Source organism: Mycobacterium aquaticum, from assembly GCF_002086485.1.
GTDB classification, from domain to species: Bacteria; Actinomycetota; Actinomycetes; order Mycobacteriales; family Mycobacteriaceae; genus Mycobacterium; species Mycobacterium aquaticum.
This window is the reverse complement of sequence record NZ_MVHF01000036.1, coordinates 37,977-60,057: the sequence shown is the minus strand read 5'-3', so window position 1 is coordinate 60,057 and position 22,081 is coordinate 37,977. Positions and strand designations below refer to the sequence as shown.

At 65.7% G+C, this 22,081-nt stretch carries 19 protein-coding genes; 14 read left to right on the top strand and 5 right to left on the bottom strand.

Going from position 1 to position 22,081, the window contains the following annotated elements:
- The first annotated feature begins 23 nt into the window (after window positions 1–23).
- The 14 genes from BST13_RS27570 (at window position 24) to BST13_RS27505 (ending at window position 15,335) form a co-directional block, all read left to right on the top strand.
- Window positions 24–320, top strand: coding sequence for a PE family protein (locus BST13_RS27570; protein ID WP_425437060.1), 297 nt, complete (start codon window positions 24–26; stop codon window positions 318–320).
- A 35-nt stretch (window positions 321–355) separates the two neighbouring features.
- Window positions 356–1,537, top strand: a complete 1,182-nt coding sequence (locus BST13_RS27565; RefSeq protein WP_083167783.1) for a PPE family protein — start codon at window positions 356–358, stop codon at window positions 1,535–1,537.
- A gap of 159 nt (window positions 1,538–1,696) precedes the next feature.
- On the top strand, window positions 1,697–1,999 hold the full coding sequence (locus BST13_RS27560) for a WXG100 family type VII secretion target (RefSeq protein ID WP_083167780.1): 303 nt from the start codon (window positions 1,697–1,699) through the stop codon (window positions 1,997–1,999).
- 44 nt (window positions 2,000–2,043) lie between these two features.
- Complete coding sequence (locus tag BST13_RS27555; RefSeq protein ID WP_083167807.1) at window positions 2,044–2,322, top strand: WXG100 family type VII secretion target; 279 nt, start codon at window positions 2,044–2,046, stop codon at window positions 2,320–2,322.
- A 101-nt stretch (window positions 2,323–2,423) separates the two neighbouring features.
- Window positions 2,424–3,335, top strand: coding sequence for an ESX secretion-associated protein EspG (locus BST13_RS27550; RefSeq protein ID WP_158087206.1), 912 nt, complete (start codon window positions 2,424–2,426; stop codon window positions 3,333–3,335).
- Window positions 3,336–3,488: 153 nt separating this feature from the next.
- Window positions 3,489–4,994, top strand: coding sequence for a MinD/ParA family ATP-binding protein (locus BST13_RS27545; protein WP_083167775.1), 1,506 nt, complete (start codon window positions 3,489–3,491; stop codon window positions 4,992–4,994).
- Window positions 4,991–6,589, top strand: a complete 1,599-nt coding sequence (gene eccD / locus BST13_RS27540; protein ID WP_083167772.1) for a type VII secretion integral membrane protein EccD — start codon at window positions 4,991–4,993, stop codon at window positions 6,587–6,589. The genes BST13_RS27545 and eccD overlap by 4 nt, the downstream gene beginning before the upstream one ends.
- Window positions 6,586–8,316 carry a type VII secretion-associated serine protease mycosin gene (mycP, locus tag BST13_RS27535; protein ID WP_083167770.1) on the top strand — a complete coding sequence of 577 codons (1,731 nt, stop codon included), beginning with the start codon at window positions 6,586–6,588 and terminating at the stop codon, window positions 8,314–8,316. Before eccD ends, mycP begins: the two co-directional genes overlap by 4 nt.
- The gene (gene eccE, locus BST13_RS27530; RefSeq protein ID WP_083167767.1) at window positions 8,313–9,938 is read left to right on the top strand and encodes a type VII secretion protein EccE; all 1,626 of its coding nucleotides are present in this window, start codon (window positions 8,313–8,315) and stop codon (window positions 9,936–9,938) included. Before mycP ends, eccE begins: the two co-directional genes overlap by 4 nt.
- 14 nt (window positions 9,939–9,952) lie before the next feature.
- Entirely contained in the window at window positions 9,953–11,782 is a 1,830-nt protein-coding gene (gene eccA, locus BST13_RS27525) for a type VII secretion AAA-ATPase EccA (protein WP_158087205.1), read from the top strand.
- A 138-nt stretch (window positions 11,783–11,920) separates the two neighbouring features.
- Window positions 11,921–12,256 carry a hypothetical protein gene (locus BST13_RS27520; RefSeq protein ID WP_083167762.1) on the top strand — a complete coding sequence of 112 codons (336 nt, stop codon included), beginning with the start codon at window positions 11,921–11,923 and terminating at the stop codon, window positions 12,254–12,256.
- A gap of 62 nt (window positions 12,257–12,318) precedes the next feature.
- Window positions 12,319–13,701 carry an ApeA N-terminal domain 1-containing protein gene (locus BST13_RS27515; RefSeq protein WP_342744317.1) on the top strand — a complete coding sequence of 461 codons (1,383 nt, stop codon included), beginning with the start codon at window positions 12,319–12,321 and terminating at the stop codon, window positions 13,699–13,701.
- A gap of 234 nt (window positions 13,702–13,935) precedes the next feature.
- Window positions 13,936–14,730: a hypothetical protein gene (locus tag BST13_RS27510; RefSeq protein ID WP_083167757.1), complete on the top strand. Its 795-nt coding sequence runs from the start codon at window positions 13,936–13,938 to the stop codon at window positions 14,728–14,730.
- Window positions 14,727–15,335, top strand: a complete 609-nt coding sequence (locus tag BST13_RS27505) for a hypothetical protein (protein ID WP_083167754.1) — start codon at window positions 14,727–14,729, stop codon at window positions 15,333–15,335. Before BST13_RS27510 ends, BST13_RS27505 begins: the two co-directional genes overlap by 4 nt.
- Window positions 15,336–15,363: 28 nt before the next feature.
- On the opposite strand, the gene BST13_RS27500 is transcribed toward BST13_RS27505, so the two are convergent.
- Genes BST13_RS27500 through BST13_RS27480 form a run of 5 tightly spaced genes read right to left on the bottom strand, consistent with a single transcriptional unit; the run spans window position 15,364 to window position 22,062 of the window.
- Window positions 15,364–17,526 carry a hypothetical protein gene (locus BST13_RS27500; protein ID WP_083167752.1) on the bottom strand — a complete coding sequence of 721 codons (2,163 nt, stop codon included), beginning with the start codon at window positions 17,524–17,526 and terminating at the stop codon, window positions 15,364–15,366.
- Window positions 17,527–17,528: 2 nt separating this feature from the next.
- Entirely contained in the window at window positions 17,529–20,525 is a 2,997-nt protein-coding gene (locus BST13_RS27495) for an ATP-binding protein (protein ID WP_083167749.1), read from the bottom strand.
- A complete protein-coding gene (locus tag BST13_RS27490) occupies window positions 20,526–20,855 on the bottom strand; it encodes a glycosyl transferase family 39 (RefSeq protein ID WP_245839824.1) in 330 nt (109 codons plus the stop codon).
- Between the two features lie 17 nt (window positions 20,856–20,872).
- Window positions 20,873–21,112: a hypothetical protein gene (locus tag BST13_RS27485; protein WP_083167746.1), complete on the bottom strand. Its 240-nt coding sequence runs from the start codon at window positions 21,110–21,112 to the stop codon at window positions 20,873–20,875.
- On the bottom strand, window positions 21,112–22,062 hold the full coding sequence (locus tag BST13_RS27480) for a conjugal transfer protein (RefSeq protein ID WP_083167744.1): 951 nt from the start codon (window positions 22,060–22,062) through the stop codon (window positions 21,112–21,114). Before BST13_RS27480 ends, BST13_RS27485 begins: the two co-directional genes overlap by 1 nt.
- Between the last annotated feature and the right edge of the window lie 19 nt (window positions 22,063–22,081).

The following is a 22,081-nucleotide window of genomic DNA, read 5'->3' as shown; positions in this document are numbered from 1 at the left end:
CATCGTGACGTCGGGAGGAAATCATGTTTGTCAACACCAGTCCCGCAGCAATGCTGGCAACCGCCGGTGAACTGCAGGCGCTCGGCTCAACCATGACGGCGGCCAATGGCGCCGTCGCCGCTCCGACCACCGGGGTTTTGCCTCCGGCGGCCGACCCGACCTCCGCGCTGCTCGCACTGTCGTTTGCCACCCATGGCGGGGTGTACCAGGCGGCAGGTGGGGTGGCCACCGTGGTCAACGAGATGTTCGTGGCCACGATGAGCGCCGGGGCCGGCAGCTATGAAGGCACCGAAGCGCTCAACATTCTGGCGTCGATGTAGGCGACAGGCGAATCTTCGATCTGACTGACTGACTGATGACTGATTACGGTGGTCTTCCCCCGGAGATCAACTCTGGCCGGATGTACGCCGGACCCGGTTCGGGCCCCATGGTCGCGGCCGCGACGGCGTGGCACACACTGGCCGCCGAACTCGGCAGCGTCGGAGCGGCCTATCAGGCGGTCGTCGATGCTCTGCTGACAACCTCCTGGCAAGGACCGTCTTCACTGTCGATGGCTACCGCGGCCGCACCGTACGTGGTGTGGATCTTGGCCACCGCGGCGCAGTCGGAGGCCGCAGGTGTGGCCGCAACTCAGGCCGCGGCGGTGTTCGAGACTGCCCGGGCCGGAGTGGTTCCGCCGGCGGTCATCGAAGCCAACCGCAATACCCTGCAGACCCTCATCGCCACCAACTTTTTCGGGGTGAACACCGCCGCGATCGCGGCCACCATCGCGGCGTACGACGAGATGTGGGTGCAGGACGCCACGGTGCTCTACGGCTATTCGGCCGACGCCGCGGGGGTGTCCAGTGGTCTTGCGGCCACCCCGTTCATCCCCCCGCCGCCGAACACCAACCCGGCCGGGCTGGCGGCGCAGGGCTTGGCGGTCTCCGAAGCGGGCGGCAAGGCCGCCGGCAACGCCAGCCAGAAAGTGGCCAACGCGAGCCTGCAAACCAGCTCGATGCCCGGGAACATCGATGCCCAGTCCATGCTCACCATGGGGCCTCAGTTCATGAGTATGATTCCGCAAGCGCTGCAAGGGTTTTCCCAACCGGCTACGGCGCCACTGCAGAGCATGGGCCAGTTTCAATCGCTGCTGAGCCCACTCATGGGGGCACTGAACAACCCCGCATTGACCAGTGCCGTCAACGCCTCTGGTGTCACCGCCGCGCCGACGGGCGCCCTGTCGGCACTGGGCGGCGGCGGTGGCGGCCTGGTCAGTGGCGGCGCGGGCCCGGTGTCCGCGGCTGTGGGCCGCGGCGGCAGCATCGGTGGATTGTCGGTGCCGGCGACATGGGCGGCCGGCACCCAGAACAATGCGACGACGAACACCACGGTGGTGCCGGCGTCGGCGAGCACACCGACCGGTGCCGTGCCGGCATCCGGTAGCACCGGCATGGCCGGTGCACCGGTGGGCGCGATGGGAGGCCGTGACGGCCAGGGGGACGGCGGGCAGCCCCGCTACGGAACGGTGGTACGGGTACTTCCGGATCCGCGATGACGAGCAGGCGAACACGATCCTGTGCGGTGGACACAAAGAGGGGGTCAAAGATTTTTTCAGCCAATTTCTTTTGACCGTTGCAGTGGCATAACCCGCCACTAGACTTCGAATTGCGGACAGCAAACACAAATTCTGCCATTTCCGACTAAGGAGATACACATGACCACGGTGTCGAACTTCCTCAGCGATCCGGACGCAATGCGCGACTACGCCGGCCGGTTCCACGCCCACTCCCAGACCATCGAAGCGGAGGCCAACAAGGCCTGGACCTCTTCGACCGCGATCTCCGGCGCAGGCTGGGCGGGCGCCGCCAACACCACGTCGTCGGGGACGCTCGAAGAAATGATGCGGGCATTCCGCAACATCGTCGACATGACCCAGGGGGTCAGCGACAAGCTCAATCGCAGCGCTGACGAGTACGAACAGCGCGAGCACGAGTCCAGCCAGATTCTGTCGAGCTAACGACAACCCCCGACCGCCGAGAGAGAGAAACAACCATGTCACAGATGAAGTACGGGTTCGACGACGTCGACCATCACGGAATGACCCTGACCGCTCAGGCCGGGCAGCTGGAGGCCGTGCACCAGCAGATCCTGCGCGACGTCGAAGCGAGCGCAGACTTCTGGGGCGGCGCCGGCAGCAACGCCTACCAACAGTTCGTCACCGAGTTGGGCCGCAACTTCCAAACCATCTACCAGGCGCTGAGCGAGCACGGCAACAAAGTGCGCACAGCGGGAAACAACATGGCGCACACCGACAGCGCCGTCGGCGGTTCGTGGATCTAAACCCCACGCCCAACGACTCATCGCGGCGAGAAGCGGCGGCACCCTGCGACATGGGGGCCGCCGCTTTGCCGTATTACGACACCGAGAAACGGGGAGCACCAATGAGCGCGACGCACGACACCGCAGCCGACGTGACCGTCAACATGGCAGCCCTATGGGTGCTGCAAGCCATCCTCGGAATCCCGCGCCTGGCACCGGAACTGCAGGCGTGGCCCTACGCCGCGGCCCGCAGCGACGACTGGCTCAACGACCATCCCGCGGTCGAGGCCCTGCGCGAGCAAGGCCTGGTCGGCCCAGACGGACGCGTCATCGAGTCGCTGGCCCGGTGGCTTCGGATACTGGCGGTTCCCGACGTCGAGGTGATGCTGCAGGTCGGCCCGGGCGCGCGGCAGCAGTCCATTCCCGATCTCAACGATCCGAACACATGGCGGTCCATTCCGGACGGGGAGCTCAGAGTGGTGCTCGCGCGACAGGACGGACACTGGGTGTCGGCCGTGCGCGTCGGCGACGACGTGACGATCGACCACGTCGACGGTGCCGCCGACCCGCGGTGGCTTTCAGACCACGTCGTGGCTCTGCTCGACGCGGTTCATCCCTGTGGGCCGTCCCGGATGACCGCAATCAATGTGCCTTTGGAGGAGATCTTGACTGCGGCCGCCGAACGCGCAGGCCTTGAGGCGGATTCGCCGCAGCGCGACAACGCGTTGCGCACCATGGGTGTGCGGGCGGCCGACCTGGCCGAGCTCGGTGAGCTCATGGACGCGCCCCTGGCCGAGGCGGTGCTCTATGCGCGTGCCTACGACGAAGCAGCAGTGCACACCAGTTCCTCCACGCTCGACGTCCGAGACAGCGATGCTGGCAGGGTTGTGCTCTATCAGCTGCCCTCTGTCCGGGGGGCGGCGCAGGAATGGATGACGATCGCTGCGGGCAGCGCGGCCCAGATCGAGCAAGGGGTCACGACGGTGCTGGCGGGGGTGGGAGTGCGGTCATGGGAAACGCATCGACGCGCATGACATGCGAGCCTGATATCGACCGGCCATGGTGGACAAAACACGATCCGGCAAATGGATCACGGAAAGTCACGGTTGACCGTCGCTAAGCGGTATTTGCGGGCCATAGGATTGGTGCAAAGCCCGGCAGAGTGAGCAATTGGGGTGGAGTAAGAAATGGACAACCAGGATTTCGCAACGCGCTATTTCAGCGATCAGGCCAGCGACAGCGCGGACCAGGCGGCCGAGGGGAAGAAGGATCCGTTGACCGAACCCGCCCTGCCTTCCGAGCCGGAGGTCAGCGAACCCAGCCGGCCCGTCGTCGACGACCCGACGATCGTCGGCCCGATGTCGGCCGAGGTCGCCGAGGTGATCGCGCGCCACGCGGCTCAACCAGACACGGCTCGGCGGCCTGACCAGCGGCAGACCGAGGGGCCGGCGAGCCGGCGCCTGCCTGCGCCGGCCAACGCCGAGGCTGCCCAGTGGCAGCACCACTACCCGGGGCAGTACCAGCAGCCGGGCCAGCACCAGTCGGTCAACGGACACCCGGTTCAGGCGCATCAGAGCGCCGAAACCGGGCCGCAGTGGCATGCGCGACAGTCGTACCCCGATGCACACGGTGTCGCGGTCTCGCGGCCCGGATCGGAGGGGGAATCCTCAGCGCCACTGCAGATTGCGAGTTGGGCGGCGGCCAGTGAGGGGTCACTGACACCGGCCTGGGCTAGCGAGGCAACCCGCCATCTTCGTCACGACGATCTGGTGAAGACACGGCGAGTACCGCCCGAGGAGGGCTGGCGGCACGCGGTTTACGTGGGTACCGGACATCTCGTGAATTTGGGCGCGGGTCCGGCGGAGCGGCTGCAGCTGCAGCGGCAAGCCCAGATTGCGGGGAACATTCCCGGCAACTACCAGGTTGCGGTGCTGTCGATCAAGGGTGGTGTCGGCAAGACACGCACGACGGCGGGCATCGGCACGGTGTTCGCGATGTACCGCAATGAGCCGGTCATCGCGATCGATGCCAATCCGACCTACGGGGCGCTGGGCCGCGTCGTCGATCCCCGTGCCACGTCGACCATACGCGAGTATTTAGCGGATGGTGAGGAGATCTATAAGCGCAACTACACCGACACCTATCCGCAGTCGCGTGCCCGCACCGGCCAGAACCCGCAGGGCTTGGAAGTGCTTGCCGGAAACCAGAATGTGGCCAATCCGCTGGGGCTGACGGCTGATATGTTCGACACGACGCTCAACCGCACCCGCCGTTTCTATCAGCTGGCGTTGATCGACTGCGGGGCCAATGTCGAGCATCCGGTGATGCCGGCGGTGTTGCGGGCGGCGAACGCGTTGGTGATCGTGGGAACGGCGAACTTTGACGGGGCCGCGGCGGCAGAACAGACCATCGATTGGCTCGCCGCGCGGGGGAAGCATGATCTGCTTCGCCGGTCGGTGGTGGTGCTCAACGACGTATACGACTGCGCTGAAAAGAAATTCGTGACCGCGGTCACGCACTCGTTGGAGCAGCGGGTCGGTGCGGTGAAGTTCGTTCCGTTCGACGAGCACCTTCGTGACGGCGCGGTGCTGGATTTCGACGCTCTGCGTAAGCCAACTCGGTTGGCCTACACCGAAGTTGCCGCGTGGGTGGCGGAAGGCTTTCCTACACCCGGTGGGGTGAGCCCGCGATGACGGCCGTGCAACCACAGGTGAGCGGGGTGTCGGCGGCGCCGTCGCCTTCGGCCAACCGCGTGCAGGTGGCGTTGATGGTGGCCGATGTTCAGTTCGGGGTCGTCCTCGATGCGGTGGCCCCGGTGTCGCGTCACATGTCGGCCTTGGTCGATCTGTCCAATCAGCGCCTTGACCAGATCGGACGTCCGAAGCTGCAACCGGCCGGCGCGACCGATGCCACGGGAAAGGTCGTACGGGGCCGGTGGGCGCTGTGCTGGGTTGACGGCACCATGCTGCGCCCGTCACGTTCGCTTGCTGAGCAGGGCGTGGTCGACGGCACCAAGCTGTGGCTGCAGTTCGTCGACGACACCGAATCCCGCACCCCGGTTATCGAGAATGTGACCACGGCCGCGGCGACCGAGTTGCGCCGCAGCCGGCAGAAGATCACTCCGGAGTTGGCCGCCCGCATCGGTGTTGGGTTGTTATCGACGAGCGTGCTCGTGGTGCTGGCGATGCTGGCGCGCTGGCGCTACGGCCACGACGGGTTCGTGGCAGCGGCAGCCGCGGCCGTGATCGCGCTGGCGCTGCTGGTCGCAGCTACCGTGCTGGCGATGCGGGCCGGGCTCACACGGCGTGCGCTCATCGAGGAGGACTCGTCGGATCGGCACGCGTGGTCGGAGTGGCAGACTGAGGTCGCCGTGGCCGACACGTTGCGGCTCACTGGTTGCGCTGCTGCGGCTGTGGCGGCTGCGCTGGTGGTGCCTGGTCCGCTCGGGGCTCCTCACGGTGCGCTGGGGGCCACGGTGGCGCTGGCCGCCGCAGGACTGACGTTGCGGTACACGGGCCGTCACCTTTCGTTGTGCACGGCCGTCATCGTGTTGGGATTGGCCGCGTTGGTGACCGGGGCGGTGCGGATGCTGCTGGTGACATCGGCCCCGGTACTGCTGGCCAGTGTGTTGTTGGTGTCCATGGTCGGGATGAAGATCACCCCGTCGCTAGCCCGCATTGCCGCCAAGATCCGGTTGCCGGTCATGCCGCCTCCAGGGCGGCCCTGGGTGTTCGAGACTCGGCCGTATCTGCCCGGTGAGGTTGTGGTGGTCGTCGGTGGCCGCCCGGTGCTGGAAGGCCCGGAGTCGGTGCAGCAGGTCGCGCTGAACACCGAACGGGCCCGGGTCTACATCACGGGCATGTTGATGGCGTTCAGCATCCTGCTGGTCATCTCGTGCCTGGGGCTGTGCGACCCGCACTCGCCGCGGCGGTGGCTCATGGTGGTGCTGGCCGGTGTGGTGGCTGCTGCGGTGCTGCTGCACGGCCGCTCATACACCGATCGGTGGCAGTCGTCGATCCTCGCGGTGACCGCGGTGACGATCGCCGTCGTGGTGGCGCTGCGGTACATCGTGCAGCTGTGGTCGATGCCCGCACTGCTCGTCGGATGCGGGCTGATCGTGGCGCTTCCGACCCTCGGCCTGATCGCCGCGGTGATTGTCCCGCGCAGCACCTACACGCCGGTGTTCGAACAGTTCGTGGAATGGATCGAGTACTTCTTGCTGGCCGCGGTGTGGCCGCTGGCGTTCGAGGTCATGGATGTGTTCGCCGCGATCAGGTACCGCTCATGAACCGCCGCACTCGCCTTCTGGCGCCGATGTTTTCGGCTGTGGCCGTGGTCAGTTTGGTGGCCACCTCCACACTGTGGGGTGCGCCGAGCGCCCGGGCGATCGAACCGCCCAGCGTCGACCCGGGCGCGTTGCCGCCTGACGGTCCGCCCAGCCCGCCGGAACCGATGCGCCAGGGCGCCTATTGCACCCGTGTGGCCACCCTTCCCGACACCGACTACCGGGTCCAGCCGCGCTACATGGACATGCTCAATCTGCCCGAGGCATGGCGGTGGGGACGTGGTGCCGGCGTCAAGGTCGCGGTGATCGACACCGGCGTCAGCCCACATCCACGCCTGCCCAACCTCATTGGCGGGGGCGACTACGTGATGGAGGGCGGTGACGGACTGTCCGACTGCGATGCGCACGGCACGTGGGTGGCATCGCTGATCGCAGCGGCGCCGATGGACGGCAAGACTCCGTTGCCGCCGCCGCGCGAGAGCCGGCGGCCGGACACGGTGCCGACCAGCGAAGCACCGCCGCCGCCTCCACCGCCGCAAACGGTGATCGTGCAAGTCCCGTCACCACCGCCACCGCCGCCGGCGCCTGCTGGCCCGCCGCCGCCCCCGCCCGGGGAACCGGGTGTAGCGCCGTCTTCGTGGCAGCCAACCGGCACGACCGTGCGCGTACAAGCAGTGAGCAACCGGTTCACCATCCCGCAAGCACCAGTCGATGACGTCGACGTGCCAGCCGAACCGGCCCCGCCACCACCTGCGCCACCGGCTGACGGATTCTCCGGTGTGGCACCGGATGTGGAGCTCATCTCGATCCGGCAGTCGTCAAAAGCGTTCAGCCCCAAGGACGCGTTCAGCGGTGATCAGGATCCGGCCACACGCAAGAAGGCCGGCGACATCCAGACGATGGCCCGGGCGGTCCGTCACGCCGCAGACATGGGTGCCCAGGTGATCAACATCAGTGCGGTGTCGTGCATGAACGCCTTGAACGTGATCGACCAGGCCGCGCTGGGTGCAGCGCTGCGGTACGCCGCGGTGGACAAGAACGCGGTGATCGTGGCCGCCGCCGGCAACACCGGTTCGGGCGGCAACACTGATTGCGAACAGAACCCGCCGTACAACCCGATGACACCGAACGATCCCCGCAACTGGGGCCAGGTCAAGACCGTGGTGACGCCGGCGTGGTTCGACCAGTACGTCCTGACCGTCGGGGCCGTGGACTCCGCGGGCAATCCGTTGATCGATCTGAGCGTCGCGGGCCCGTGGGTGGGTATTGCCGCACCCGGCACGGACGTGGTCAGCCTCTCACCCCGCGACGATGGGCTGATCAACGCCACCGAGGGCCGGGACAACGCCATGGTCGCTCCGGCCGGGACATCGTTCTCCGCGGCGATCGTCTCCGGTGTCGCGGCCCTGGTGCGAGCCAAATATCCCGAACTCACCGCCCATCAGGTGATCAACCGGCTCATCAGCACGGCTCGTCCGCCCGCACGTGGCGTCGACAACCAGATCGGTCACGGCATCGTCGATCCGGTCGCCGCACTGACCTGGGACTTGAAGGATCCCGGCGCTCGCGTTGGGCCGGAACGTCTTTCGTCGCCCCTGTTCATCCCTCCTGCGCCGCCGCCACGGAACATGACACCGGTGTGGGTCGCTCTCGGCGGGATCGGCGGGGTGATCGCACTGTGCGTGATCACCGTGGGATTGACCGCGATTCGATCGAGGAGGGTCCGATGAAGCCGATGTTCGCACTGGGGGTGCGGGCGAGCTGGGCGCGGCTGGCCGTGGCGTTCCTCGCCGCTGTAGTGGTTCTGACCGTGGTCTCCTCGACACTGGCCGGCCCGGCCGCGGTGTGGGTGTCGATCGGGGTCGCCGCGGTGGTGGTCGCTGCTCTCGTGGTGACGTGGCGTCACGAGCATGTGCTGACTCTTGTCGCTCGTCTGCTGCCGCGTCGCCCGGCGACAGGGGTGCTGGCGGTGGCTGAAACCACCGAGCACACCACGCAGTGGCCGCCGACGACGGCGGCGGTGCGTGCCCATGGCGAAGAGCTGATCGCGGTCGTTGCCGTCGATGGCCGCTCACACACGCCGTCGGTGCTTGACCACAACCGCGTGCAATCACCGGCCAGCTTGCCGATCTCGGTTGTCGCCGACGCCTTGCGGCAATTCGATGTGACGCTGTCGGGAATTGACGTGCTCAGCGTGGGTCGGCGCCGAGCGCCCAACCAGCACCACCCGTATGCGGCAACGTACTCGCGCAAGGTTGGCGATCACGGGGCGATGGGCAGTCGCCGCACGGTCTGCGTGCTGCGGATGAACAGCCACGACAACGTCGACGCGGTCCAGTGCCGAGAATCTGTGGCGGCCACGCTGACCGCATGTGCGCAGCGGTTGGCCGCCGAGCTGACCGCCCAGCACTGCCCGGCCCGTGTTGTCGATGCCGCCGAGCTCGCCGACATCGACACCGCGTTGAGCGCCGGCGTCGGCGAACCGTCGCGCCCGGGCTGGACGGGGCTGCATCACGACGGTGGCTCGATCACCGCGTATTGGGTGTCACCGCAAGACATTTCAACCGAAACCCTCGACCGGGTCTGGGTTCCCGACTGCGACTACACCGCCACCGCACTGCAATTGCGGCCCGGGTCCGAACAGTCCACCGAGGTCGGGCTGTTGGTGCGCTACGCCACCGGAGGCCCGCTACGCGAACCACCCATCCTTGGCCTCAACCCTCTGTCGGGGCGTCACGACCTGGGCGTGCGGGCCAGTGTCGTCGACGCGCCCACACCGCGTCTGAGGGTTCCCCATAGGCGCCTGCGCGACGGCGAGGATCTGCGGGCGCCGATCGGCTCGACCGGCGTCATCATCGGTTCCACCATGAGCGGACACCTGCTGCTGGTCAGCCTCGCCAACGCAGCGCCCACGTCGACGGCCAGCGTCACTGTGGCCGGCGAAGTCGCCCAGCTGCTGCAACTGGCGATGAGCCATGCCGCGATCGGATATCAGGTGCTGGTGCGGTCATCGCGGCCGGAGGTGTGGCGCGATGCCACCGGGGCAGGCCTGCACATCGTTCCCGGCCTGCCGCCGAAACTGCCCAACAACGGTGACGGCGTGATGGTGGTCTACGACGATCCGCGGTCCTCGGCGGGATCCAGCGCGGCCCGTGCGGCCGCCGGACCCCGTGCGGCCATCACGGTACGGTTGGTGCCGGCGCGAACCGCCAGCGTCGCTGACGTTCACCTGGAACAGGACTCGGAAAATACGTGCATCATCCGCACCGCCGAGTTCACTCACCGGTTGAACTCCGACCTGAGCACCGAGCGCAATCTGATCCGGACACAGAAGCGGGGACGGGTGGCCTGATGACCATGGCGAGCATGCAAAGCGCAGAGGCGGCCCGCCAGGCGCTCACCCGAGGACTGTTGGCGTCGGGCGTGAGCGTGAACAACATGATGCCCAGCACCAATCCCGAGGTGGCAGCCAAGTCGTTCAGGATCGCCACCGACACGGACCCATCGATGTGTGACGCCTGGCTGGCGCGTATCCGAGCCGGCGACGACTCGGCCAAGACACTGGCCGGCGCGTGCGAGGCGCGGGCAACGTTCGGATGGGAGTTTCAGCGTCTCGGCGTTTTGCAGTCCTCCTTCTGCCCAATGGTTTTCGATGGACTGTTCGTGAGCCTGGAGATCACCTCCCGCGATTCCTTGCTGACCGCGTATGCGACGGTTCTGGCCCGCGAAGGCCGCTACGCCGATGCCGATGAGGTGCTGCGCGGGCTGGCGCCGACCGACCCGTTCGACGCGGACCTGCACACCTACGCCCAAGGAGTGCTGCATTTTCAGGCCAAACGCTGGCCCGACGTGCTGCGTTTCTTCACCGTCGACAAGGTCTGGCGCAAACCGGTATACGGCGCCGCGGCCGCCGCGATGGCCAGCACGGCGCTGGCCTCACTGGGCGTGTTCGAGGACGCCTACCGGCGAGCGCAAACCGCGATAGACACCGAGCTGGTACCGCACGCGGCCACGATCGCGCTCTACACCCAGGCCATGTGCCTGCGCCACCTGGGCAAGCATGACGATTCCGCGCAGCTGTTGCGGCGCGTGTATGCGCGCGACGCGAAGTTCGCCCCGGCCCGTCAGGCGCTCGACGACAAGGACCGCCGGCTGACGGTGACCAACCCTGAAGCGATCGAAGCCCGTACCGATCCTTGGGATCCGAACACCGAGCCCACCCGGGAGACCGAGCAGGCCGACCACCAAGCCGAACTGCTCGCCGAGGCGGAGGCCGAACTGGACCGCCAGATCGGCCTTGTCGAGGTCAAACGGCAGGTTCACAAGCTGCAAGCCACGGTGAAAGTCAACAAGGTGCGTGAGGAACGTGGCCTGCCGCTGGTGATCCGGAGTCACCACATGGCGTTCACCGGGCCGCCGGGCACCGGCAAGACCACCATCGCCCGCGTGGTGGCCAATATCTATTGCGGCTTGGGCATTCTGCCCACCCCGAAAGTGGTTGAGGCCAAACGCGCTGACTTCGTCGCGGGCTATCTCGGGCAGACAGCGGAGAAAACGGACAACAAGATCGACGAGGCCCTTGGCGGGGTGTTGTTCATCGACGAGGCGTACACCCTGATCCAGGAAGGCTTGTCGGGAGGCGACGCCTTCGGCAAGGAAGCCGTCGACACCCTGCTTGCCCGCATGGAGAACGACCGGCACCGGCTCATGGTGATCATCGCCGGCTACGACGACGAGATCGACCGCTTCCTGGCGTCCAACGAAGGCCTGGGTAGCCGTGTACCGCGGCGGATCCGGTTCGCATCCTACACGCCAACTGAGCTGGGTGAGATCGCGGCTTCCATGGCGGCGCAGAAAGAGTCGACCATCGACCCAGCGGCCAGCGAGCTCCTACAGCGAGTGTGCGCCAAGCTGGCCGAACATCAGGTGGAGACCACCGACTCCAACGGCCAAGCCGGTAAACCGCGGCGGATTCTCGATGTCGCCGGCAACGGCCGGTTCATCCGCAACGTGATCGAGGAGAGCTTCGACGAGCAGATGCTGCGTATCGCCGAAGAACTCGACACCGGCGACGTCGACGACACGACCATGACCACGATCACCGAACGCGACATCGCCGCCGCGCTGCGAACGGTCCTGTCCACCGCCGTCCCGGGCGCCGTCGACCTCGACTCAGTCATCCAGACCACCACCTGACCCGTTGCGGGCCGCTGACAGGAGACCCCTTGTGCCACGTCCAGAGTCGCGTTACCGCTACAAGCGGAAAGACAGCGGCACATCGGGGAGGCCCTGGAGGCGCTCACGGATCGCGGACTGATCACCGAGTGGCGTCTGGTGTTCGCGCACCCGCCCGAACGCAGGCAGTGGGAAATCGATAGTGGTGCCGCCACTTTGGCTTGGTGGTACATCACCGACGAGGGATCACGGCAGCGACACAAGGCACGTGATGCCGAGCAGTACATCCGGGACCGCTGCCGCGAAAACAGCATCTACTGGTCGCCGGTTCCCCAGCCAGGCGGCATCGCTGCGGCGCAACCAGTTCGGGAGCTCATGGCGATGAGAGCAGCACAAGGGCACGACGTCCTGGCCTACGCCGCGATTGTCGAGCATCTGCGCTGGGCCGGTATAGACGTGCCTCCACCGGTAGACGCAGACCCGGTCGTCGAATAGCCCCGCTGTGCGCCGTTTGGTTACGGGAGGACCGGCTTCCAAGCTGGGCGTCGCCGGCATGCATGATTCTGTGGATGATGCCGGATACGAGTGATGGCCAGTTCTGGGCCGCGAGCCGCAGCGGGAAGCGTGTAGGTGGTGTCTTGACGATGGCGGAGGGCAGCCGAGCCGCGGTCGTTCTTGACGGGCCGGTCGTTGATGAAGTGCCGCCACCTGTCTCGGCGGCGGACTCCGCGCTCGATGTCGCGGCGTTTCAACCGATCACGATTCACGGGCGGCTGGACAGCGGTGTGGACGTCACCTTGGTCAATGCTCAGAACTACCAGCCGGACAGTGGCCAACCGCGATACGAGGCACACCAGGCGATCGTCGGTGCTCACGTATCTGGCGCCGACCAGCTCTACACCGGGGTGCGCTACCAGCTCGGTCATCTGCTGCTCGGCCACCTGCCAGTCGGCGTGGCGAGCGTTGTACCAGACGACGGTTCGAGGTTGAGCGCCGATCCTGCCGAGGACGGTGAGATGTGGCTGGTGTACGAGGCCGCGACGCCCATGACGCTGCGGCAACTGCACATGCGGGTGGTGTCGGGATGCCTGGTGCTTCTTCGACTAGCTCTCGACCAGCCCGTGGCGATCAGGGCATGTCAGGTACGCGTCAACGAGGGCGACCCTTGGCTGACCGTGCACAGCCAGACCTATTCCGCCCCAACCAACCTGAACCTGCTGCGGATCGTGGAACCCGCGGAGTTGACGCTCAACCAGTTCGCGGAATGGATCGCGCTCAACGACAAACTTGACGGGCTGGCATGGCCTGTGGTCGAGCCGATCAATGGGGCCGTGCAAGCACGCGCACAGGTCTACACCACATTGGTCGAGGGGCTGCACCGACGGTTGCCTTACGAACAGTCGCAGTTCCCTGCGGCGCAGCCCAAATGGTTCGAGAAGATCCGGCAGGCCGCACGCCGTGCAGCAAAGGAATGGGCCACCAAGACCGGAAACCTCGATCCAGGCGCGGTACATACCGCCGTTAACAACGCTCTCGCACACTTCGACGCGGTCGGCTACGCCGACAGAGCCCGTGCACTGGTGTCGGAAGTCACGGCGGCCGTACCCGAGCTCACCGAGTCGGTGCCCGACCTCTCCGCGCAGCTGACCAGGGCCCGCAACGAGCTCTCTCACCATCCCATTCCGGACGAGGAGAAAGAGCCGCTCGGGGACCGCGTGCTGCGCTGGGCGATCGTGGCCGAGGTGGCACCGTGGTTGTTGCGGGTGTTCCTGCTGCTGCACGCCGGCATTGATCCGGTGGTGCTACGCGCCGGGCTGCTTGAGCACGAACGTTTCGACGTCCACCGAGCCAATGTGGCCCAAATGGTGGCCGATCTCGGATGGCCACCACCTCGGCCGGCGCAGGACAAGCCCGACACCGCAGACGCCGGCGCCGCATAAACGTAGGCGGCTGGGTCGGTCACGAAGGCCGCGCTGGTCGGTCGCGATGCGCCCTGCGCCGGTCGCATCAGCGAGACGCACTGATCGACTCGCGGCTACCAGCCAGCCAGGGTGTCGAAGTGAGCGACAGGGCCGCGCGGCAAGCCGATCCAGGCTTGTGGTGGTCGTTGCCCGGAAGGGCACGATTCGCCACTCTGGGCCCGCTTTGTGGGGTCGGCACATAGGTTGCCCCTCATGGGCGTGTGGAACAGCCAGAACCCGAATCAAGTGGTGTCCATGGGCACCATTGAGGCCGACCTCGGGGTGGCCAACCGCTGGCTCCTCGTCATGTCGGGAATTGTCTTGCTGGAATGGCGCTACGACTCAGACGTCGTGCTCCGTGGCGAAGAGCGGGTTTTGCTGGGAGTTCACGCGCGCGACCTGGAGCAATGGTCGGCCTACGTAGGCCTGGCCAGCATCCAGAACAGCGAGAGCGGCTTCCTCTTCGCCACCGACTGGGCCCGTGTCGAGCTTGACCCGAACACCGGTGAACTCGTCCTGATCGTAAACACCGCACTCATGGGCGAATGGTCAGCGCTGCACCGCTTCAGCTACCAGGTCGTTGCCACCGTGGTGCGCGTCGGCACCGCCATAACCGGGACGATCACTTGGCCCACGGAACTGTTCCGACCCGAATCGGACGACCCGGCGATCGCACAGAGCGTGCTGACGGTGGTCGCCAACCGCTACGAGAACGTGCCCGCCAGCGGCGGCAATTTCGGTTACGAGAACCTCACCCCGCTCGTGCCTGGCGCCATCGAGCATCTCACCGTGTCGGCCGATGAATGCCAGGCGAGTTACCGCATTCCGAACCCGCCGATGGCGACCGACCTCAGAGTCACACTCAATATCGCGCAAGCTTTTTCAGCACAGGATCCCGGCGCCAGCGTCGGCTGGGGACAGACGAAAGGTCCCTATGACTTCACGCTGACACCCCAGCACCCCACCGAGGAAATCGACTTCCAGATCCGAACATCGGTCGTCAAATGACCGATCCGATGCAGCCAATGGTTCCGTTTCCCGTCGTGCGGATACCGGTCGTCGGGCCTGCGCCCTTCAACACGCTGGCGGTCGTGCGGACCCAGATGGGGAGCAGCTTCGTCCTCAGCAACACGCTGGCTGGCGCCGTCGTCGTGCCGACATCGTTCAAGCTCATCGGTCATGACCCTCGGGTCGAGCCGGCCTTCCAGCATTCAACCTCCGCCTGCCTGTGGGGTATTTCCCTCGATGATGACAATGACTTCTTGTACGCCGTGGACACGGTGACCGGCGCGTTCGCTGACGATGGAACATGGCAAATCACTGCACAAATCCGGTCGCACTTCGGCAGCGGCGTACACCATTCAGAGATTGCCGTCCTCGCCTCGTCGTGGGTGCTGTGCTATGAGCCGCCCGTTGACCCACGCACCAGCCCTGGCCGGCCAACCCAAGAGGGACTGCACCCAACGGTAGAGGCGCTCGAACGCCTCCAGGCCGCACGATCACGGCTGCTGAACCCCAAACCCGCCCGGGGCCATGGACCCGCGCCAGTTCTTCCACGAGCTCACCATCACGGCTGCAGCGGCCGAGACGATTCATGCCACTGCCAAAACTGAATCACGCTGGGCACCAAGGACTTGCGTCTCAGCCCTGCCGACCTCTCCCGGGTGCCGGTGGCTCATCCCAGTAGTCGTCGATGTCGGTCTCGAATATCGGCTGCTCCGGTGCCGGGGGTGGCGGCAAGGTTCGTTGTTGACTGTTGACCGGCTGGTTAGTGCGGCCGTCGGCTGGCGGCTGCACCCCGTAATCGCCTGGTACCCACGTGTGTTGGGAGCGGTTGGCGTCGATGACCGGGGGTGTGTCGGACGAAGGCCTCCCATTGCCGTTGCTGCGCGGCGTGGTGTGTTGTTGGCGGCCGCCTTGCAGCTTTTCGGCTACCGCCAGACCCGCTACAACTTCTGGAGCGGCCACTGCGGCGGCACTGCTCGCCGCCGATCCGCCGGCTCCGGCCGCTGCGCCGCCTGCGGCGCCCCCGCTAGCAGGCAGTGCGCCGCCTCCGCCGCCCGGTACAGGTAGCGATTCAGTCAATCCGCCGCCGCCACCAGTGCTCGACGAAGGCTTGTTGACGCCGGAGCGTCCTTGGACGGGCTGCCCAGTGAGTGGTTGATCGTCGCTTTGGTCGCTTCCGCCTCCGCCGGCGGCACCCTTCTCCATCAACCAGTCTCGGCCGCGTTGAGTGGCCGACATGCCTTTGTCGAACGCTTCCTGGCCCTTGTCGTAGCCCGAACGGGCCAGGTTGATGACTTGGTGCACCGCATGCACCAGGTCTTGGCGGGTGTGGTCGTTGAGCTCCTTTTTCAACCACCAGAACAGGCCGATGGCCACCGCCGACATGATCGCGATCATCACGAGCTGCGCGACGGGGTGACTCATGCCGACCTGTGCCGCATACCCGTTGGGTGCAACGGTTTTCAGGATGATGACTGCGGCGAAGGAGACGTAGAGCACGTAGACGAAGACGAGGAAAGCGTGCTTGAAAAACTCCTTGATCCGGCGTTTGGCGCGCTGGCGGGGCTTACCGTCGATCATCGACGGGCCCGCTGCGAACAGGGCCATAAATGCGTTGAGGAACGCTGCGCCGCAGACCATCACATACGAGTAGGCGACATAGCAGATGAAGAACGTGAAGATCAGCCCGAGAATGCAGAAGCCGATGCCGACGGCGAAGCTGCCGAAGTCGAGTTGTTGAGCGTGGGCCAATGCCTGGGGCGCACCGCATTTGGCCATGGCGTGGGCGGGACGGGAGTGGTCACCGCCGCCGATGAACGGCAACGCATCGGCGGCCGACATGGCCCCTGGAACCCCGTTCGGCATGGTCGTGGGCAGAGTCGGCAGCATCTGTCCGTCACCGGCCATCAGCGCTTTCGAGTAGGCGGTGCCGCAGGTGCCGATGTTGTCTACGACCATGCCGAAATTCATGAGTTGCAACGGGTGCCGTAGAACTGCATCGGCGGTGACCGCGGTCAAGTGATCGAGATTGGCCGCGTTGTCGGCCCCGGGGACGAGCGAGCCGTTGTTCACAGCGCCTTGGGCGGCCGTGAAGGCCAGTGTGCGGGCTTGAAACAGTAGGCCGTGGTCCCCGGAGAGTTCGCCGAGCGGATCGCCTTGGAACACCAGGATCATGCCGATGACGCCGATCGCCACGCTACTGAGCATGATGCTCCAGCCGAGGCCGCGTCGGCCGTGCCACAGCATCTGATAGGCGCCGTAGCCGAGAGCCAGGAGGAGGCAGATCGGGAACACCCATAGGTCGATCAGCAGGGTGCGCAGCACATCGAAGAGGGGTCGAAACCACATGGCCAGCCAGTACAGCCAAGTCGAGGACATGGCGAACCGCAGCAACCACAAGGCGACGGTGATCATGAAGACGTAGAACGACACTTGTGCTTGTAGCCAGCTGACGATCGTGTCGTGGGTGACGCCGGTGACGACCGCGTTGCCGAGCCACCGCGCCCAGCTCACTGGGTTGATGGACAGGTCGGGGCCGGCTTGTGTGATGGCTTCGCCGGCCGAGACCACCGACAGGTAGTAGCTGCCGAGGGGAACACCGTAGGTGTCCTTGATGCCCGTCCAGTTCAGAACGCCGGCCATTGTCGAGGCGAATGCCGGGGGTGCGGCGGCGACCGACCAGAGGGTGAGGAAGTGGCCGACCGACCAGATGATGGTGACGCGACGCATCTTGGGGTGGGTCGCCATGAAGTAGCCGAATCGTTCGGCGGGATGCGGCCGTGCAGCTGCGGTGGCCATGGTTACGCTGCCTCCTGGCCTGGTGTGGTGTCGTAGGCGGCGTGGAGACGCGCGTCGGGTTCGTGAGCCACGACGATCGGTGCGGGCCGGCGGAATTCGTCGATGAAGAAGGCCTTGCCGATCCGGGAGCCCCGATTGGGTCGTTCGGTGACCTCGTCGTCGTCGAAGTCGGTCGGTTCACGCATGTCTTCGGGATCCGGCTCGGCTAAGAAGTACTCTTCAAGGTCGTCGTAGTCGGCCGCTCGTAGTCCAGCTTTCCGCGCGACTTCTTTTGCCAGTTCCTCGTTTTCGAACGGGACGATGAGTTGTTGGGTGATGAACTTGTCGCCCATCAGGGTGAGGTCGGCCACCGGATCCTGGGTGATGATCAACAACCCGGTGTAGTGCTTGCGAGCGCGGCGGCTGATGAGATGCGCGTCGGCGGCGCCGGCGCGGGAGTTAAGCAGGCCTCCGGCTTCTTCGAGGACGATGAGGCCGAAGCGGGACTTGTTGGCGAAGAAGGTGGTTCGGGCGAGCCGCACCAGCATGCCGTAGATGGCGACGGAGGCCTTCTTCCGGTCGCTGAGGTCGTTGTACAGGTGGGGTGTGCTCATCTCCTCGGCGTCGGGAAGGTCGAGGCTCTCAGTGAGCCAGATCGTCATGTCGAGGTTGGCCAAGTCGGGGATGGGCAGGGTGTCGTCGAAGATGGCGCGGGTGAAGTCGTAGGTCGACCACGACTGCAGGGCAACCAGGATGGGGTAGAGATCCTCGGCGAGCTTGATGACCTGCTCAGACCGTGTGTCGGGTCGGTCGACCGGTGCTTGGATGCTGGCGATGTAGGCCATGAGCGCCGCGGTGCTGGGGATCTTGAGCTGTCGGCGGGCGCGCGCGGTGAGGATGGTGCGCAGTCGTTGCACGGCGACGCTGCGTGAGTCCAGGCCCATCATCGGGATCATGTAGTCGAGCCAGTAGCCGCCGGCGACGCGCTCGGGGAAGATTCGTAGCGGGTCGCAGCCGAAGTTGTTGCCGGCCATGTCGATCACGGCTTTGCGGTCAGTGGGGACGTCGGCGAATGCCTTGGCCCATTCGATGCCGGGGTCGACGATGAACAATTGGGCGCCGCGTTGGTACTCGCCGCGGGCTATTCGTTTGGAGGCATAGGACTTGCCGTATCCGGGTGCGCCGCTGCAGACCAGGCAGGGATTGTGGTTGCGCCGCGCGGTGCCGGGAAGGTCGATCAGGGCGGCGCTGTTGAGTGCGCTCGATGTGTTGAATCCCAATAGAGTTCCGTTCGTGTTGCCGACCTGCGATGAGGTGATCGGAACGAACCGGGACCATTTTGTTGCCGTGGTTCGGTAGCTGAACTGGTCGACCGAGCTCTTGTGGGTGGGGACTCCGGAGTTGAACGCGGCCCAGAGTTTGGCCTGGGCGCCGCGGTGGTGGCGTACCGAGACCTGCCCGGAGGCGGCGAGTTGCTCTTTCAGTCGCTTCACGCTGTAGTCGAGCGTGGCGGGATCTTTGGCGCCGACGGCGATGACGAAGGCGGTCTCCATCGGGCGTTCGTCACTGTTCGAGTGGAGTTGGCGGTTGTATTCGGCGAGCTGGAGGCCGGTGTCGCGCAGCTCGCGATCACCATCGCGGGCATCACGACGCTGCTTGAATTGGTCGTCCAGGTTCTCCTTGGCGCGATCGTTGCGGACGAACTCCACTTCGCGGTGGTGACCGACAAGGCTGATAGCGAAATCAAACTCGGCGCCGGTGTTGAGATCGTCGAGAGCATCGAGAAACTCCGACCCGGGAAACCTGATGCCAGCCTTGGGCATATCGGTGACCGGCAGGATCGCTTGATAGCTGTCGGGGTAGAGGCCGTCGGGGCTGCTGACCCGCAGAACCTTCTTCGCGGACGGCACCCGCCGCACACCGGCACACCACAGGGCGACGAGGCTGGCGGTGGTGAGGCCGAACAGTATCGCGGGGGCGACGACGACAAACACGGCGGCGAGGACCGTCAGGGCGGCCATCACGCCGGCGGCCGGCAGCATGGGCAGTCTGCGGCCGGAGTTGTGCAGCTGGTCGCCGTCGTCGAACTCCGCCACAGGGAAGCTGCGCGGTGCTTGTCGTGCGGTCCCTTGGCGGCGCCGCGGCAGCGGGTTGGTGAAGGTGCCTCGCCAGGCGGTGCGCCGCCAAAACCAGTCCACCATGTCTTCGGTGACCGGCACCGGTGAAAAGTCTTCCGGCAGCGAGGTGACGATGTCGTGGGCGAGGCTTCGGTAGGCGGCAAGGGACTCGTCGGAGTCCTTGTCGCGTCCGGCCAGCCAGTCTTTGAGCTTGGTGGCCTGTCCCAACGGGGTGTGGCCCTCTCGGCCTGCGTCGACGGGAAAACGCAGCCAGTACACGCGGGTTCGAGGGTTCTTCTGCGCGAGTTGGTCGGCCAGGCCTTGGCAGGTGGCGATCCATTCGGGCTTGTCGCGATGACCGTGCAGCATGGCGCGCAGCAGTTGGCGCTGGCTTTGCGGTACCGACATGCTGTAGATCCACGCACCGGCGGGGACTTCGCGGGCCATGTTGCGGTGCCGTTCGGCGGCACCGAGGCGGTGTTTGGTCGGCTGCAGGTAGTAGCGCAGCCCGGACACGAGATAGTTGGCGTACACGCCGTGTTTGGTGAATTCAAGGTGGCCGATGACGTCGTCGGGCGGTGCCAGAATCATGCTGTCACGGCTGGACTCGTTCTTCGGCCGAACCGTCCGCCAGATGCTGCGGACTCGGAATCCGAGGCTGGGTTTCCCGTACGGGATCATCGCACCGATGCCGGCGGAGATGAGCGTCAGAAACAGGGGAACGAAGAACAGGGTTTGGGCGTGTCCGGAATCGAGGAACAGCAACGGCAATGCGATGGTGGCGGTCCCGCCGAGTGCGAGCGGTACCGCCACCCCGATGCGCAGTGACTTGTTGAACAGCAGATCGGTGTAGGTGGGGGTGTCGTGCACCCCTTTGAACACCTGTGCGGATTCGACGGCCATTTAGCCGAACTGCCCTGTGGTGATGCCGCTTTGGTCGACGGTCTTCTTCGTGGACACGTAGATCGCGTAGCCCGATCCCACGATCACTGCGACGATGACCGACAGCAGTGCCCACAAGATGGTTTCGCCTTTGCGGCCGCCGAAGAATGCCGCGGTGGCACGGGCGCCGCCGCCGATCAAGATGAGGACCACGAAGACTCCGATGAGGATGGTGTAGAGCGACCGGGATCCCGACGTCAGATCGGTCGCTGCGAGAATGGTTGTGGTGGTTGAGGGTTCGGACACGGCATCAGCAGTGATGGCCATGAGGTGGCCGGTGATGGGAAACATAGTTTTCCTTTCAGGGGTTAGTTGTTGATCAGTACCGACGAAGCATCAGCGGATATTTCGTCGACGAACTCGCTGCCCAATGCAGCGATCTGCACCGCCACGAGGGCGGTAAGCAGGGCCATCGTGAACAGGAAGACGCGGGGTGCCCGCCCGATAGCGGCACAGACCGCGGCCACCGTGAACGCGGCATAAATCCACCAGTGGTGGGCCAGGGTCTCGGCGAGCTGCTCAATGAAAGGTCCGGATCCGGTGGGCATTACGACTGTCCTTTCGCGGGTGCGGGGACGACGGGTGTGAGTTCCGCCTGTGGCGCGAGTTGTGGGGCGTAGTCGATGCCGGCGACCATCCAGCGACCGCTGATGACGGTGAGGCTGAGGGCATAGTCCTCGCGGCGCGGTGAGAATTGGCGGGTGACGGAGTCGACAGTGGCGAACACGTGGATGGTGGTGCCGTCGACTGGCATGGCGTCGTCGGGGACAGCGCGGGTGGACTGAAGTTTCACGATCCGCGGTGCAGGCCCACCGTCGCGAGCGGAGCGATAGTCGGGAACCGCGACGAGCCCGGATTTCTCGGTGATGTAGCGATCCAGGCCACCAGCATTGGTCAGGTAACTTTCGAAAAACCCTGTCAGCGTGTGGAACACCGGTGACCGATTCGACAATGTGGTGGGGTAGCCCAGAGGGAGAGTTGCCCCGGCACCTGAACAGTCAGCTTTGCCTGGCCGACTTGTGGCCTGCAGGCCGTAGCTGCTGTAGAGGACAGGGATGCGGTAGCACTTCTCGGCCGCCGGTGCGGCCACGTAGGGGCGCTCGGACACCGAGACGATGACGCTCCATTGCTGGGCGTAGCCCAGGTCGTCCTCGAGTGTCACCGCGGCGACACCGGGCGAGCTGACCACGGCGCCGGGGTTGGTGGGTAGCGGCTGCTGCTGATCCTGATTGGCCCAGCAGGATTGCAGCGATGCGCGCTGGGTGTCGGTGACGGTGAGCGCCTTTTCGACGCATTGCCGGGCGAAGTTGCCGACCAGTTCGGTGCGGTTGACTTCCTTGCGGGCCGGGCCGTGCACGTCGATAGGCTTGTTGAAGATCCATCCCCAGATCGTGGAGATTGCGACGATGGAGCAGGACGCGACCGCTGCGAAGAAGAATGCGCGGCCGATCCAGCCGCCGGTGGTGTCGATGCGACGTTGCCAGGTCTTGGTGGGCATTGGTGGTGCCGCCTTCCTT

Bases quoted from the DNA above. Each gene is read 5' to 3' on its own strand.
- BST13_RS27565 (WP_083167783.1), top strand. From the start codon at position 356: ATGACTGATTACGGTGGTCTTCCCCCGGAGATCAACTCTGGCCGGATG.
- BST13_RS27490 (WP_245839824.1), bottom strand. From the start codon at position 20,855: ATGTTTCCCATCACCGGCCACCTCATGGCCATCACTGCTGATGCCGTG.
- eccE (WP_083167767.1), top strand. From the start codon at position 8,313: ATGAAGCCGATGTTCGCACTGGGGGTGCGGGCGAGCTGGGCGCGGCTG.
- BST13_RS27555 (WP_083167807.1), top strand. From the start codon at position 2,044: ATGAAGTACGGGTTCGACGACGTCGACCATCACGGAATGACCCTGACC.
- BST13_RS27570 (WP_425437060.1), top strand. From the start codon at position 24: ATGTTTGTCAACACCAGTCCCGCAGCAATGCTGGCAACCGCCGGTGAA.
- BST13_RS27495 (WP_083167749.1), bottom strand. From the start codon at position 20,525: ATGGCCGTCGAATCCGCACAGGTGTTCAAAGGGGTGCACGACACCCCC.
- BST13_RS27515 (WP_342744317.1), top strand. From the start codon at position 12,319: ATGATTCTGTGGATGATGCCGGATACGAGTGATGGCCAGTTCTGGGCC.
- mycP (WP_083167770.1), top strand. From the start codon at position 6,586: ATGAACCGCCGCACTCGCCTTCTGGCGCCGATGTTTTCGGCTGTGGCC.
- eccD (WP_083167772.1), top strand. From the start codon at position 4,991: ATGACGGCCGTGCAACCACAGGTGAGCGGGGTGTCGGCGGCGCCGTCG.
- BST13_RS27505 (WP_083167754.1), top strand. From the start codon at position 14,727: ATGACCGATCCGATGCAGCCAATGGTTCCGTTTCCCGTCGTGCGGATA.
- BST13_RS27560 (WP_083167780.1), top strand. From the start codon at position 1,697: ATGACCACGGTGTCGAACTTCCTCAGCGATCCGGACGCAATGCGCGAC.
- eccA (WP_158087205.1), top strand. From the start codon at position 9,953: ATGCAAAGCGCAGAGGCGGCCCGCCAGGCGCTCACCCGAGGACTGTTG.
- BST13_RS27500 (WP_083167752.1), bottom strand. From the start codon at position 17,526: ATGGCCACCGCAGCTGCACGGCCGCATCCCGCCGAACGATTCGGCTAC.
- BST13_RS27485 (WP_083167746.1), bottom strand. From the start codon at position 21,112: ATGCCCACCGGATCCGGACCTTTCATTGAGCAGCTCGCCGAGACCCTG.
- BST13_RS27510 (WP_083167757.1), top strand. From the start codon at position 13,936: ATGGGCGTGTGGAACAGCCAGAACCCGAATCAAGTGGTGTCCATGGGC.
- BST13_RS27545 (WP_083167775.1), top strand. From the start codon at position 3,489: ATGGACAACCAGGATTTCGCAACGCGCTATTTCAGCGATCAGGCCAGC.
- BST13_RS27480 (WP_083167744.1), bottom strand. From the start codon at position 22,062: ATGCCCACCAAGACCTGGCAACGTCGCATCGACACCACCGGCGGCTGG.
- BST13_RS27550 (WP_158087206.1), top strand. From the start codon at position 2,424: ATGAGCGCGACGCACGACACCGCAGCCGACGTGACCGTCAACATGGCA.